Raw genomic sequence first — 15,006 nt, 5'->3', positions numbered from 1 at the left:
TTACCTCTTTCTGGTTATGATTCGCAGCGCCAAGTATCCACCAGCGATCCATCCCAGCGTAGCTTTGTTCTGGTTAAACCACGCGCGAATTCCTTTGGTGGGATCCTCTTCGGCCAGGCGCCCGCAGAGGGTTTGTTTGGGTTGATCCGTTATCTCCGCACCCTTCGCTACTTCTTGCAACTGGACGGTGGGTTGCAGATACACGGTCTCTTGCGAGGTCGTTGGATTGGGATACCGTCCATTAGGGATATGCCCATCGATAAAGTGAGAAATCCCAACGGGATGGGTTGTTGTTTGGATGGCTTCTGTCATATCAAGACTTCTTTTTTAACAGTGTGTACATAACAGCTCCGCCTACGACGACAACGCCGCCAATGAGCAGGAAGGAGGTCATATTTCCGCCCGACTTTTGGGATTGCATCAGCGCCATCTGTTGCTCGGGCGTCAGGCTATGGCCCCCAGATTGGGGTTTCCCGCCATTGATAATCCCATCCACGGTAACGGCGGTATCCGCCGCAGTCGTCAGAAAACTGGACAGATCATCAAGGACACTGCCAAACTTGGTTTTCTTCGAGGAGGCAGATGATTGCACTGGGGGAAGCAAGGGATTGGTTAAGCTGTAGTTAAACGGCCGGGTTGTTTGCAAGAAATCTAACTGGTCGTAGGAACTGCTGTTCATAGGGAGGGGCTTAAGCTGTTTTGGATTTGGCTTTTTTCTTTTTGGCGACCCGAGAGACTAGAGCCCCCAAGATGGCTACCCCGCCAATGGCGGCACCCGCAATCATGGCGGTGCTGGCCGTTTGCTGTTTGGCAGCAGTATCGGTCACGTTATGCTGTAGGGCCGTCAATAGCAGCTGTTTTTCCTGCTCCATCTTTTTGGTCTCGGCAAGCTTGCGATCGTGTGCCTTGCAGAGCGCCTGGGATTTTTCTCGTTGCCGGCGGCAGCTTTTGAGCTTTCCGAACATCTTGCCCTTACAACTCTGGTTGGCATACCGGCAGGGATCATTCTCCTCCCAGCCTTCTAATCCACTAGGTGATGTCTGATTAAAGGAGATGACCAGTTGATCGTCTCCCATTTCTATGGCTAGGGGGCGTAGATAAGAGCTACTCATAAAATTATCAGTGGTTTAAGGCCCAGTAGCTGATTCCGCCAAGCGTAAGGAGCCCGGCCGAGAGTCCGCCATACAGGAGCCATTTTTTGTGTTGGGATTGTTGTTGGCTGGCCAGAAAGCTGCTGTCCAGGCTTCCGAACCGGTTCAAGTAATCGATGGCCGGTTGCCCATGCTCTTGGATAACTTGGGCGTATTGCTGGAGGATGGCGTTATCCTTTTGGGAAAAGGATATCACATCCGAGCGGACCCCTCGCGCCATCAGGTAGTCCCGCCATTGCCCGCGTTGGATGCGCTCGCCTTTATCTTTGGCGCCAAACCACTTGGAAAACAGGGGTTTCATAGCGGCTCCCGTTTTTAGGGCCGTCGTGGCAGCCGCCGTCAGGGTAATCGGGTCGATACCTAAGCCATCTGGCATCCGGTTGGGCAGGTGCTTGGACTTTTTGATCAGTCGCTCATCAAACCCGAACCCGGGATATTTGGCAACAGTCGTATCAAAGGATTTCCACCCTTCTGGGGATCGAAAGACCGTATAAATGTGATCATAGCTGCGTCCGGTGCGGCTGACAATACGAAAACCCGTTTGGATACCCAGGCTTTGCAGCAGGGCCGCCGACAAGATCGCGTGATCGTCACAATCTCCGGCTTTTTGCCGAATGGTCACGTCCGGCGACTGGATCCGCTCGATATTCCATGGGTCGCGAACGTAGTTGATGTTGCTTGTTATCCACTTGTAAATAGCCGCGGCAATTTGGTCTACATTGCGCAGGTCAGGCAGCCCCGTACGTATATTCCTGGGAACCCGGCGGGTAATTTTCAGAGCAAGGCTACGAATGTCCTCACGACCGGTGTAGGTGGTGACCAGCTGAGAAGCCAGTTCCAGCACGCCTTCGATTCCCGGGTAACGTCGCCGGTGGGCAATAATAGAGGCGGCAGCATCTCCACGGGGGGAGCCTACTACCGCCTTATTGCTCATCACTGAACCATGGGTCGTGACTGCGTTGCGGGAAATCGGTATAGTGGGGTAGCTGCTACTCAATTGTTTACGGTAACCCTTTGGATTAGGAGTTGTATGCCATACTGAGGATTATGCTTAATGACTTTGTGCAGGTGCTTGGCTCGTCTGGAATCGACATTTCCCAGACTAATGAATACACCTGCAAACCGCCCGGACCGGGTAAAGCTGGTCACCCCGGGTCGGGATACTTCATCGTAGATGTTGTCCCGGAGGTTGGTTATTGCTTGCGTTTTAACATTCGACATGGCAAAGGGGGATAAGTTACCGATTTGCTTTGACAAGCTTTTGTAGCTCGTCGATGACATCGGTGAGCAGTCGCCGGACCTGCGGGCTAACGCTGGTGCCCGTAAAACTCAGCAGTTGGTTGCAAGCGAGGTGGGCAGGGATATGGGATACCGCAACAGCGTATTGCCCTAATCCATCCACAAGGGGATATATCGTTTTTGCAATGCGTGCGGGGCCTATATCCCTGCTTATCGCCTCTACCGAAAGTATCTTTGCCATCCGTACCCAGTCGCCCATGGTGATCGGCTCCCCGCCAGCCTGCATTAAAGCCACCTGCGATTTAATGCGTTTGGCATAGCACCCATAGCCGCAGGGCTGGTCGGCCAGGTATTCCAAGGCCATTTTCAGGAGCGTAAGTTGTCCGGAGTTCATCGGGATCTTTTAAAGGCTGATGGTTGGTTCAGTGTGGCCGTTGGTGTGGGGTGGGCCGAACATGCCATTCAGGGTTGCATGTGTTTCAAGTTCATGGAGATCTTCCGAGTTATCGTCGGCGGGAAGGTGCCGGGGAGTCCCCTCCGCGGCACCTTTGGGATGGTTGTCTTTGTTGAGGTGGGCATCAGGTTGTTGGGGTTGGGGAGAGGTCGGTTCTAGTTGGTTTTTGAGAGACTCGGCCAGGGCTTGGGCCTCCTCTTCACTGATATCAAGGGCGGCAGACGGTTGATTTAATTGTTGATTTCGAGCTGTTTGACCAGCAAACAGCTGAGAAACCACGGTGAAAAACATGGGGGCATTCTCCTGGAGCATATCCAGCATGCGACTGCCGGCATCACGGCCGCCGGCCCGCTGCTCCATCTCCATGCGGAATTTCACCTTTTCCAGTTCTCCGAGCTCTTTTTCGAGGGCCTTGAGGTCACTTCGTTGAATTTCTTTAAGGCGGTCAATTTCGTTGCGATGGGATTCCTTGAGGTCGGCCAGCTCTTTTTGATGGGTTAGCAGGGTGGCCGTTTTGTCCTCGGAGAGTTGGCGCTTGAGGCCCATGATTTCATCGACGAGCTGGCGAATCTTGCGGTCCCCGTCATGCAGCTCGCCTTCCAGCCGGAGGGCCCGTTGCTGGTAGTAGTTTTCAGGAGCGGTTCTACTAGCAACAGATTCTTCTTTAGCTTGAGCATCTGGCTGCTCCCCGGGTCCGTCAATGCGAAAGCCAATAACAATATCTTCGTCGATGCCGGTGTGAAGGGAGTACAGCCCGGGTTCTAATTTGAAAATAGCTTTCACCACATTAAAGGGCTGCCGGAAATTGAACGGAAGCTCCTTCTCTACTTGCTTGAGCCCGTCGGTGGTGCCGCTGATGCGGCCAAAGATGGGCAAGCCCTGCTCCAGCTCTTGCAGGCAGGTGGCGTAGTCCCGGTCTTGGGTTTCGTTTGGCTTATTTTCCAGCGTTTCAGGCATCGGGGTAGCGTTGGTTAGCGTAATGCAATAGCACCACTGTGAATAACAACTGATGCTAACGTAACACTAATTCAAATCAGGGAAAATACCCCGGGATGGGCTGGGATAGGGTGCAATGGGCTGCCAGAGGATGGGACGGATTGGGATAGGTTGTTATTGTATAGTCTTGCATAGAATTGCTACAAAATAAATATCTGAGTTTCCATACATTGATTTGAAGCTTTTTTAAATAAGTAAAGATAAGCTCAGTAAGGTCATTAAAAGTATGCTTAGCGCCATATAGACAGACATTTTATGGGCCGTCATAATTGGTTTGTTGGCCGGAGGCATTGCTACAATCTATTATTTGGTTCTCAACGTCGGACTATACCTCGTATGGGATATCATTCAACCTGCGATGAAAGATATTTTAGGTTGTTCTTTGGCAGGTCTAATCTCAATTGCTCTATTAACAATAGTCGGATTACTAGCTGACCTTTTAATCAAATTTTTGCATCCGCCGCAGAGAAATTTCTGTGATCGTTAATAACATGAACGGGATAAGCAGAAGTTGATATGAAATCCATAAACCCGGCCTTTCGAAATTTTTGTTGATCAAGAGAGTGGAACCGGAGGGTGAAGAAACCATTTCTGTTTGAGGTCCGCGTAGTCCAGCGGATCGAGTTAAATGGTTTTAGCAACAAAAAATTCACCAGCTTGTGCTATGAAGCCTCGCGCGAAGTAGTGCCGGCGATTTTTTTGGTTCATTTTTTCATCGGTGAAAAAATGAACACCCCTAAATCCTTAAATTCAGTAAATGAAGTACTATTTTGGCAATTCCTTAAACCGAGCTGACGTTAAATAATAATATTCATGTTAAACAAGGTCATATTGATTCTAAACAGAATCCTTCTATGTTTTAAATCGTCTACGAGTATAGTATTTGGCAGTCAGTGCTGGACCGGAAGCTCCACTGGTCAATTTATAGGAAAATTAGGAGAAAAGTTATGACTTCATGGTGATCTAACTCGAACGTTTACTTTTTGTGGAATAGCTGTGGTATTGGGAGCTTTCTTTCTCCAAAAATGCCCTGCCCTATTCTAATCATATCGGCGCCCTCCTCGATGGCGATCTCAAAATCGTAGGTCATTCTCATCGACAATATCTCATTTCTATATATCAGCCCATAAGAGATCAAAAGAGAATTATGAACATACCATAAGCTAAATTTCTGACTTTCTTTGAAAATATAATTCATGACCATTGTTTGTTGTTTGTGTCCAACTAATAATAGATTCATTATTTGTTAACTTAGATAAGTATGGCGCATTAGCTTCGACACTAACAGAAGTTATATAATTTATAAATATTTTTCCCTCCGAACTTATATGGCCAAGTTTTATTCTTCTATATACATTCTCTTCAGTCTTGTATCTTTCATCCCATACTGCAACTGTTGTAGAACCAATTGAACCAACATATGGATGCATTGCAGATTCAGCCAACTTTTTTCTAGCAGTAAAACTATCCCCATCGTCTTCAGACGCGGCATAATATAGCCCTTCTTCCCCGCCTTGGGTATACCAGACTATATAGAGTTCGCCATCACTTTCAGTAATAGAGGGGCCATTATGAGGACATCCCATTATCTTCCAATTATCTTTGCTGATTCTTGTAGGTTTTGAAAAACTAGCTCCATTATCAGTTGACTTGAGATGCATAATATCTCTGATATTATTTTGGCTTAAGCCTCGATAAACGAGATGTAGTATTTTGTCACTATCCACATACATATCAAGTTTGCAGCATTGGCAAGTTGGGCCACCAATTCTTTTATCCTCGCCAAACCCAAGTTTTCCATCTGTTTTAGAAAAATAGATGACCGAATGGTCCAAATGATGACGTCCATCTAACCAAATCGCCCCAACCTCCCCATCTGGTAATAAAATTACGTCAGGGAAACCATGACTATTATCTTGATCAGTATCGGTATGTATCAATGCAGGTTCAGACCACGACTTGCCCTCATCAAAAGATTGTGAATAAAGTACACTACTGGCAAACTGAGCGTTAGAGTCCTTATTCCGTATGGCAAATACTAATACATAGGTTCCATCTGCCTTGATGACCAGTTTAGGCATATGTTCACCGCCAGCATTTACACCTTCACTAGCGGGTATGATATTTTTACTATTAAAGTTGAGGTTAGAGTTTCTAGATCTGGAAAAATAGACATACTTTACTCCACTCTTTTGATCAGTTTCTACCCACCAGGCGATGATATTTTCGTTTTGCCTACTTGTTAGCTGTAAATAATCGGCGGTTTTATTGGCCACTGATATTCTTTGAGTACTTTGGCCCACTTTACTGTTATTTGAACAGCCGGCCAGTAATACAAATAAAACAGGTATGAAAGTTAATTTTCTCATTACTAAAATAGTGTCCGGTTAAAATATGTAGGTCACTGCAAGGCCCGTGAAAAAGTTACGATCAGGCGCGGGGTTAAAGTAGGCAGGAGGTCCATTCCCAAATGATCGCGCATTTAGTGCTGCATGAGAAGTGTACATTTCATTCAGCAAGTTATTAATACCCGCAGTTAGATTTACCTTTAGGAAACTTCTGATCTCTTTCTCAAATCCAACTTTAGTATTTAGCAATGAATACGCTTTTTTATATGCGGTATTACCATCAGTTAAAGGAGCTTTGTCATTAAAGAACCATGTCGCATTAAGAAATAGCCCCATTTTTGTGGTAAGATCAATCCCCGCTGAAAGGACGTGTGGCGAAATGCCGGTTAGATCGTTACCCGAGAAATCCGAAACTATCTCTCCAATTGGGCTAAGGATTTTATAATCCTCAAAGGTGAAATTAGAGTATGCATAACTGATAAAAGGCCGTATGGTATTGATAGAAGATGTTTCGCTCGACCAGAAGTACGATATGGCGACCTCTAAACCTTGTCGCGAGGTTTTTCCCGCGTTATTGAAAATGGTATTATTCTGGCTCACTGATTGCGGTATTAATTGATCCTTCATTTGAAAAGAGAACAGGGCAATATCATAATTGAGGTTTCCACCTGCGATATTTCCCCGAGCTCCTAACTCATAATTAACGCCTTTTTCGGCTTGCACTTCCTCCCGAATTTCCCCATTGGCATCTTTTATCTCACTAGTCGTAGGTGGTGAAAAACCAAAACTGACTCCAACTCGCAGAGCAACCATTTCGTTGAACACATGACTTAAAGCTAATCGAGGGGTAATTTCAGCATCGAAATCTTTAGAACCACTTGCAGTAGCATTCATGAAGTCGATAACTTCGTATTCTACATCATTCAGGCCTACACCAACTGTCAGCGTTGTTTTGTTACTAATATTGGTTTCTGACTGGTAAAAGATAGAATATTGCGTATTATCTAATTCCTGGTTAACAATCAGCTTCCCCTCAGTTCCTTCAACATTTGCAAATCTTTTTGCATCGGTTCGTCCATTTAAAAATTCCGCACCCACAGTGAATTTTGTTTTTAAAAAATCCATCTTGGGAATAAACGAAAATCGCGTGCGCCCGCCGTAGCTTTGATATGGTTGTCTCAGATATGCAAAGCTTAGAGGATGATCCAGATCATAAAATGAAGTATACAGGCTCGTTGAATTATTTATTTGATCTGAGAAATTATATTCATGCGCAACCCCAATTCTTGTCCAGGTCTGAAACCTCCCGGCTTGTTGAGTCACATTACCTTCACTGGCCTGACGTGGATCATTTTTTAGTTGTTCTGCATTAATATTTCCCGGTATCAAGGTTTCTTGTCTGGAGCGGTTTAATAGAAGCGTTAACCTTTGTTTCGCGGAAGGGAAAAACTGCAATGAGCCCGTAAAGAACTTACGTTCATCCCTATTGTGCCTTCTATAGCCATCATATATTTGTTGACCAGCTGTTATCGATGCGTTAAAGCTATCTGTTCCAGTTCGGAAGGTGGTTGATAACCTGCCAAGTCCGTAGGAGCCAGTCAAACCATTTGCTTCAACACTGCTTTGTCCGTATGGGGCTTTCTCAATTTGGAAATTAATAACACCGCCAGTCCCGGCACCGTAAATGCTGGATGCTGGCCCCTTAATGATTTCAGCACGGCCTAACGTAGATACGTCAAGACCCTCAATACGCGTAAAGCCGTCCGCCTCTGTCAACGGGATATCATTAATATATACCTTTATATTTCTGATCCCGAAGTTTGACCGTATGCCTCCACCCCTTATGGAAATACGAGCGTCTGTCAGGTTGCTTTGATCCATTTGCACCCCTGGAATAGTATTTAGAACCGGTTGCAGGCTCATCTTGCTAGTTCTGTCAAATTCTTGAGAGGTAACCAGTGCAATAGACGCAGAAGCCTCTTGGAGCTTTCTGTTAGTATCAAAGCCAACAACGTGGACTTCATTTAAAGCAATGTTATCTGGCTGTAATAATATATTGAGAAAGCCCTGTGATTCCTTTAGGTTAACTCGTTTTTTAACATAGCCGATATGGCTGACATGTATTTGAGAAATTGCCGCGATAGATTTTAGCTCAAAGAAACCGTTATTGTTGGTTGAGGTTCCAATCTTTGATCCAGGTATGAGTAAGTTAACTCCACTAAGCGGTTGGTGGGTTTGTTGATCCACAACACGTCCTTTAATAACCTGTTGTGCAAATAAGGTTGTAGCAGTTAAAAGAAATGCAACTACTACTAAAGTAAATTTGGTAATGTTCATAATGTTCTCCTTCGCTCCAATTTATAAACAAAATTTACAAGGAGCTTTTGTTTCAATTTTAAACGAAAATGAAATCGTAGAATATGTGCTGAGCACTTCTAACAGAAGTAAACTTATCTATACTTTTAAAAGCATAGTTTGCTCTGCAAAAGAAATTAAACAAGTACTCTTTGAGGAGGTGGAGAAGGGGGCTCCTTAGACCAAACCGAGTTCATCCTGTCAACATAATTGAAGAATCCGCTAAATGATGGGATTGAACCTGAATTGAAAAAAGTATCACTATAGAAAAATAAAACTAGCTTGTATTCTTGTATCGAAGGAGCGGCTGGTTTATTACGATTTTTCTCTTGTTCTTGTACCTTAATTTTAAGTTGACATACCCCATTACATTCTATTTCAGAATTTTCCCTGTTTTCACATAGTTCATTGGCTATATGATGATAGTTTGAATAATACCAAAGATAGGGTAAAGTAAATTTTATCTGTGTTCCCAGAATAGTACATATAACTAATATGAAAACTGATTTTTCAAGCATGTAAAATTGAGGTTTTCATATCCTTAGTAAATCAGTTATTAGATCAATTTGCATTAATTAGGTTACATAGAACTTTATTTTTATTGAGGAGAATCTTAATCATCTGATTCATACCTATTCAAAAATTTCCCTTTGGTTGTTGAATAAGTGAATAAGTTTTATAAGATTTATCCTAAATTAAGGATGAACTTGTCTTAAACAGTTTATTCTGTAGAAACGAGTTTAAGCCCAATTATTCCAACGATTATGAGTAGAATACAAGTGATTCTTAGTAAATCTTTGGATTCATTGAATAAGATGATTCCCAATATGGCCGTACCTACTGCTCCAATACCAGTCCAGACTGCATAAGCAGTACCAACTGGAATAATATTCAACCCCTTCGATAAAAAATAAAAGCTGACAATCATTGCAATGATTGTTCCGATGCTGGGGTAAAGCCTGGTAAAGCCTTCTGAATATTTTAATCCTATAGCCCATATTATTTCAAATAATCCGGCAATAATAATGTAAATCCAAGCCATGGTTTCCAAAAAAGTAGTAAGGTTGAAGTTAAGGTTACCAATAGATCGACATAAACCTCTAAAAGGCAGTTGTACATATTACTACTGTAATTTAGAAAAAATAGAGGTACTGGAAGGATAACATGCAAATCTCATATCTTGGACGGTATTGCACAAATACCCTAAAGATTATTCCACCTTTCCATCGGATCTACATCCAGTGTTGAAGCTAATTTTCGAATGGGTATAGATTGCTTATCGGTATCTTTTTTAAGCTCTTCATAGATATGTGAAACGCCTAATCCCACTTCCTCTGCTTCTTCTAATGTGCCAGTATAATACACCTCTTGGATGTTAGCCAGATAGATCGCTGATAAGCACATTGGGCAGGGGTGCCCACTGGCATAAAGTGTGGCCCCATCCAGCATATCTGCTTTCCCAGCCAACCCTGCCTCTCGAATCGCTTCGATTTCGGCATGAGAGGTTAAATCTCCACTTTGTGTAGCCTTATTAATACCCGTGGCAACTATAATACCTTCCTTTACAATTACGGCTCCAAAAGGTTTACCACCCTGTTCAGCATTTTCATATGCTAGTTTAACAGCTTGATCAATGTAGTTTTGATGATTCATAAGTTAAATCCCAAGAAATTATAGAATCCTATATTTCAAATATATTGAGTATATTCATATAGACAAGATTCCTTTCTAACTTTACAAATAACCACAAATAAAATCGCTTTTTATCAAGCAAGATTATCAGAAATAAAGTTATGAACGCAATTACAATAAGCACGTTAGATTATCAACGAATTTACAAAAGTATTAACGAAGCTGAAGACTCCAATTCAATAACTGAAAAAGAGGCTCAAGCTTTAGCTGGCGAATTGGAAAAAGCAAAAATTGTAGAACCTCAGGAGATGCCGAATGATGTAATCACAATGAATTCAAAAGTTAAGATTACTTTTGTGAAATCAAATAAACAAATTGAGCTAAAGATTGTGTATCCACATGAGGCTGATATCAATCAAAACCTAATTTCGATTTTTTCTCCTATTGCGGCAGCGTTGATAGGATACAAAGTCGGGGATACCATAGACTGGATTGTCCCCTCAGGTCCAACCAGCATTAAGATCGATGAGATTATTTATCAACCTGAAGCTGAGGGACAGTTTGATCTGTAATTCGCCTATTTATTATTTGTACCCTGATAATCTGAGGCAGATCTTATACAGGTACTTGTAATTTGTTATCCGCTATCCTTGAAAAGACATTTTGCAAGTACCTGTAATCAATAATTCTACCGCTTTGTTGTGCTGGCTGATACTGTATTTACAAGTTTCATTGATATATTAGAAATGAAGATATAATTGCAAATCATTTAAAGTAGTACTACATTAGACTTAGCAAATCTACCAGCTACTAATTAAGTTAAGTTTACGGAGATGACACCAACAGAGTAGTTCTTCACATATGAGAAATGAGCTGAGATATAAATCCTTCCTATGATTTAGCTCAAGTAAATTTGTTATCTGAATACAAATTTATACTACTCTATTGCAGATTTGTGTGAATCTCATTTTAAGAAGCTTAACAAATAAAAGTGGTTCTACTTTTCTATTAGTTTGTGAAGTGAATTTTAGTTGGTTCCCCATTTCTCATGAGTCAGTTAAACTATTATTCAATAGCTAAATCTACTTAGCAAGGGTTTACTACAAAAATGGGTGCAGGATAGCCTCGGTGTATAAACACTCCAGTAGTTTAAGCACTAGTTAGCTTCCTCATTGAAGATGATGAGGCTTTACATAGTGTTTAAATAAATTACTCCAGGCTACTCTCTGCACCCTTCAATAAACAATTCTATCAATCAACCCTTGGCCCGTGTAAGAACTATGTTTAAATCAGGTGTGTATAGAAATATATCAACTGAAATAAACTTGGCATTTTTACTTATGATCATTGCTTCAAGTTTATTTGTCGGTTTAGTTTTCTACCAATTAGAACTATTACTTTATGGCTCAGTACGCCTAAGAGCAGATATCATATTAATGATTAATCTTGGGGTGGGAGTATTAGTTAGCCTCAGAAATTCATTAACCCTCAATGAAAGTTGGACCTGGCTGGCACCTCTTTTTATGGTATTCTCCATAATTTTGATCTTGTTAGATTACTCGATTCTGGGGAAATATTTATCAGTAGTGGCAAGTATTTTCTTATTTTTTGTAGCTACTAGAAAGTTCCAATCTGAGGTAAGGTTGGGCACCTTGATTTATGTTTTAAGCTCATTTTCGCTATTTATTGGAAATGTATTATTTAAAGAGGAACTGCCTTTAAATGAAATAATTGTATGGTGGATCGGCTTTTCTATTTTATCAGTATGTGCTGAAGAATTATTAAGTGATCGATATTCTCGATATAAAAATAGACAGCCATTCTTAGCCATACTGGTTTTCATGTGGCTATCGGGAGCAGCACTAACACACATCCTACACACTTCTGGATGGGTAATTGTCTTTTACATTCTATTAATCCAAGCTCTATATTTATTAAAAAAAGAGCTGCAAACCGACGGTATCGGGCTATACTCATATAGTAGTTTATTTAGCATGGCCTCATATTTCTGGCTTGCTATTAGTAGCATTTCTGGGCTTTACTTTAAATATCCTGGAAATACTGATTTTGAGGCCGTGTGGATTGAAATGATCTTTCTGGGATTTGTATTGAATACTTTAGTTGCTTTTTGGAATAGATGGTATCCTACAAGTAAAGGCCAAAGGGTAAGTTTTAGCGAGTATCTACTCATTCCTTTCGTATTATTTCAAGTTTCCTTGATTGCTAATGTTATAGGAAAGGTATGGGATGTTCCAATACTGGTTGTACCAGGGGCTTATGGGATTACCGCTTCTATAGTAATATTATTTGCTGGATCATTTATAAGCTTTATTAAGACCTTTTTTAATGCAGATCCAATAGTTTTTTCCAAGAGAACTCGGTAAGCGGGTTTACAACAGCACCTCTCTTAAATATATTCTCAATACTTATTTAATACCTATAAATTATGCCAATACGAATATCTAAAGCTACTTGGTCATATGACCTCTATAATGGAATTGGGTTTGCAAAGTTGAATAGCAATTCTGACGGAAGTTATTATACACATTCATCACGGTTTAAAAATGGAAAAGGCACTAACCCTGAAGAATTAATAGGGGCTGCTCTGGCAAGTTGTTTTTCTATGACATTAGCAAATGTGCTTGAGGATGAATCACATGAACCTCACAATATATTAGTGAAGGTTTTAGTAAAATTTGAAGTAATAGAAACTGAACCTACTATTAGTAGAATTGGAATGTTTATTGAAGCTGAAGTTCCAAATGTAACTGATAATAAATTTGATGAATGCATCAAGATAGCTGAAGAAAAATCACCAATCATCAAATTTTTTAATAAAGCAATGGTAATGACAGATGCTAAGCTAATATAGCTGGGTTAAATTAATCAACTTGGCAATATAATGGTTACATGTAGCATCGGTGAACATAATATCGAGCGTTTCCAGAATGTGGGTGTCTATATTAGCAAATTAAAATGGCAGAGAAATAATACCATCAAAATTTGATCTATCGCCCCAATTCAATTATATCCTCCCATACTGACGCAATAACCGGAATGCCATGCTCCAGATGATCCTTCCGGGTAGCCAGCGTACGCTCCCCGGGATAGTAGGTACGGTCTCCTTGATTCATCGGAGACACATCGTGAACATGATGAATAATTTCATCCAATAATAGATCCTTTACATTAGGATTCGAAAACGTTGAAGGGTCGATACAGATAAAAATCTGAGAAATACCGATCTCCTTATCTTCATCAATTTTATGGGTTGGTTTCCCATCAGAAAGAAGGGCGGCTAACATGTCCAATACGATTGTCAGTGCTGAGCCCTTCCAGTAGCCAGTTGGCAGGGCATGGCCCGTGTCAAGTATTTTTTCTGGATCTTTCGTTAGATTCCCATCCTCATCCCAGCCGCCAGCAAAGGGAAGCTGTTTGTTGTTGAGCTTATAGGCATTCATTTTCCCCAGTGAAAATTGAGAGGTAGCCATATCCAACACTACATGTCCTTCTGTTCTAGGAATGGCAATAACGAAGGGATTATTTCCAATCCGGTTTTCCCGGCCTCCCCAGGGGGGCATATTGGGTTTTGTATTTGTGAAGCATACAGCAATTTTCCCTGCATCAGCTGCTTGCCATCCGTAGGTACCGCCGCGCATCCAGTGGTTGGTATTCCGAAGTGCAACACAACCCAATGTATAGTCCTTTGCAAGTTCCATTGCACGCTCCATACACTGATGGGCATTAGAAACACCGGGGGCCAGTTTTCCATCCCATCGCTCAAGGGCCCCAAAAGAGCCCATTTTTTCCGGCTCGGCAGCTATGTTGATCAGTCCACGTTCAACATAATCTATAAAGAGTGGAAAGCGATTGAGTCCATGCGAATAGACGCCATCACAGCTCGATTGGGTATGCGTATGGGCGATCAAGCGGGCTCGGTCTTCAGGGAAATCAAATTCCCTTAAAATTTGGAAAAGCTTCTCGTAAATTTCTTTAAAACTTCGTCTCATAATAGAATGATTGGATTTTACAATAGCTTATACTCAAATGGTTAATCGCTACTTAAGAACAAAATTTAGAATAGAGAACGCTACAGCTAATCTTTAGGTGGCTTGGGATTTAGCGGCCGCATTGTAACTTCATTTATCAACATATTATCTGGTGTTTCTAAAATATGTATAATTGTGTTGGCTATATCCTTAGGCTGAAGCATATGTTTATGAGGCGTAATTCCTGCATCCTCGAAAAAATTAGTATCTATAGATCCAGGATTGATGCACGTAACTTTTATCCCATTGTATCTAAGCTCTTTAAAAAGTGCTTCGCTGAATCCACGAACTGCAAATTTCGATGCGCAATAGCCTGACTTTCCAGCATTACCCAAAATGCCCAAAACTGAACCAATATTAAGGATATGCGAGCCCTCAGTACTTCGTTTCATTAAAGGAACAATACAAGAGGTCAGATCAAGTATACCATTGATGTTTGTATCGATTAGCTGGCGCCATTGTTCAGAGTTCATTTCATCGACCTTTCCGAAATGACCGCAACCCGCATTATTGATCAATATATCTGGTAGTAAATCATCAGAAAAAGTCTTATCCACCCAATGCCTGATTGACTTCGGGGCAGTTATATCCATTTGAACAGGTATAAATTGGCTGCCAAGCATACTTTGAATATTTTTTAGGGATTCAAGGCTTCTGGCCAATCCAAAAACGGTAGTTCCTTTACGGACTAGAGCTTTAGAACAGGCCGTCCCCAGTCCTTTACTGGCACCAGTTACAATAGCTGTATTTGACTTTAGATTCATAGTAAGATTAGGGTTGTC

General features: G+C 41.8%; 16 protein-coding genes. 3 read left to right on the top strand and 13 right to left on the bottom strand.

Features of this window, described 5'->3' with window-relative positions; translation table 11 throughout:
• From NC796_RS02540 to NC796_RS02490, 11 genes are all read right to left on the bottom strand, one after another.
• Window positions 1-312 carry a hypothetical protein gene (locus NC796_RS02540; RefSeq protein WP_310681823.1) on the bottom strand — a complete coding sequence of 104 codons (312 nt, stop codon included), beginning with the start codon at window positions 310-312 and terminating at the stop codon, window positions 1-3.
• A 1-nt stretch (window position 313) separates the two neighbouring features.
• Window positions 314-679 (bottom strand): hypothetical protein, encoded by a 366-nt coding sequence (locus NC796_RS02535; RefSeq protein WP_310681821.1) that lies wholly within the window; start codon window positions 677-679, stop codon window positions 314-316.
• A gap of 10 nt (window positions 680-689) precedes the next feature.
• Window positions 690-1,112 carry a hypothetical protein gene (locus NC796_RS02530; protein ID WP_310681818.1) on the bottom strand — a complete coding sequence of 141 codons (423 nt, stop codon included), beginning with the start codon at window positions 1,110-1,112 and terminating at the stop codon, window positions 690-692.
• A gap of 7 nt (window positions 1,113-1,119) precedes the next feature.
• Complete coding sequence (locus NC796_RS02525; protein WP_310681815.1) at window positions 1,120-2,148, bottom strand: transglutaminase-like domain-containing protein; 1,029 nt, start codon at window positions 2,146-2,148, stop codon at window positions 1,120-1,122.
• Window positions 2,145-2,372, bottom strand: coding sequence for a hypothetical protein (locus NC796_RS02520; protein WP_310681813.1), 228 nt, complete (start codon window positions 2,370-2,372; stop codon window positions 2,145-2,147). Before NC796_RS02520 ends, NC796_RS02525 begins: the two co-directional genes overlap by 4 nt.
• Window positions 2,373-2,388: 16 nt before the next feature.
• Entirely contained in the window at window positions 2,389-2,784 is a 396-nt protein-coding gene (locus NC796_RS02515; RefSeq protein ID WP_310681811.1) for a hypothetical protein, read from the bottom strand.
• Between the two features lie 9 nt (window positions 2,785-2,793).
• A complete protein-coding gene (locus tag NC796_RS02510; RefSeq protein ID WP_310681808.1) occupies window positions 2,794-3,801 on the bottom strand; it encodes a hypothetical protein in 1,008 nt (335 codons plus the stop codon).
• 1,202 nt (window positions 3,802-5,003) lie between these two features.
• A complete protein-coding gene (locus NC796_RS02505; RefSeq protein ID WP_310681806.1) occupies window positions 5,004-6,209 on the bottom strand; it encodes a sialidase family protein in 1,206 nt (401 codons plus the stop codon).
• Window positions 6,210-6,227: 18 nt separating this feature from the next.
• Complete coding sequence (locus NC796_RS02500; protein WP_310681803.1) at window positions 6,228-8,525, bottom strand: TonB-dependent receptor; 2,298 nt, start codon at window positions 8,523-8,525, stop codon at window positions 6,228-6,230.
• 739 nt (window positions 8,526-9,264) lie between these two features.
• Window positions 9,265-9,585, bottom strand: coding sequence for a quaternary ammonium compound efflux SMR transporter SugE (gene sugE, locus NC796_RS02495; RefSeq protein WP_310681981.1), 321 nt, complete (start codon window positions 9,583-9,585; stop codon window positions 9,265-9,267).
• A 161-nt stretch (window positions 9,586-9,746) separates the two neighbouring features.
• On the bottom strand, window positions 9,747-10,196 hold the full coding sequence (locus NC796_RS02490) for a nucleoside deaminase (RefSeq protein WP_310681801.1): 450 nt from the start codon (window positions 10,194-10,196) through the stop codon (window positions 9,747-9,749).
• 140 nt (window positions 10,197-10,336) lie between these two features.
• On the opposite strand from NC796_RS02490, the gene rnk reads away from it, so the two are divergent.
• From rnk to NC796_RS02475, 3 genes are all read left to right on the top strand, one after another.
• Window positions 10,337-10,747, top strand: coding sequence for a nucleoside diphosphate kinase regulator (rnk, locus tag NC796_RS02485; protein WP_310681798.1), 411 nt, complete (start codon window positions 10,337-10,339; stop codon window positions 10,745-10,747).
• A 690-nt stretch (window positions 10,748-11,437) separates the two neighbouring features.
• Window positions 11,438-12,559 carry a hypothetical protein gene (locus NC796_RS02480; RefSeq protein ID WP_310681796.1) on the top strand — a complete coding sequence of 374 codons (1,122 nt, stop codon included), beginning with the start codon at window positions 11,438-11,440 and terminating at the stop codon, window positions 12,557-12,559.
• A gap of 62 nt (window positions 12,560-12,621) precedes the next feature.
• Window positions 12,622-13,047, top strand: a complete 426-nt coding sequence (locus NC796_RS02475) for an OsmC family peroxiredoxin (RefSeq protein ID WP_310681795.1) — start codon at window positions 12,622-12,624, stop codon at window positions 13,045-13,047.
• Between the two features lie 136 nt (window positions 13,048-13,183).
• Here NC796_RS02475 and yiaK read toward each other — a convergent pair whose 3' ends face one another.
• On the bottom strand, window positions 13,184-14,185 hold the full coding sequence (yiaK, locus tag NC796_RS02470) for a 3-dehydro-L-gulonate 2-dehydrogenase (protein WP_310681794.1): 1,002 nt from the start codon (window positions 14,183-14,185) through the stop codon (window positions 13,184-13,186).
• Window positions 14,186-14,271: 86 nt separating this feature from the next.
• The gene (locus NC796_RS02465; RefSeq protein ID WP_310681791.1) at window positions 14,272-14,988 is read right to left on the bottom strand and encodes an SDR family NAD(P)-dependent oxidoreductase; all 717 of its coding nucleotides are present in this window, start codon (window positions 14,986-14,988) and stop codon (window positions 14,272-14,274) included.
• Window positions 14,989-15,006: the final 18 nt, after the last annotated feature.

The sequence above is a fragment of the Aliifodinibius sp. S!AR15-10 genome, assembly GCF_031569985.1.
Classification (GTDB): Bacteria; Bacteroidota; Rhodothermia; order Balneolales; family Balneolaceae; genus JAMQKA01.
The sequence above is the reverse complement of the archived record's forward strand: the minus strand, read 5'-3'. Positions and strand labels throughout refer to the sequence as shown.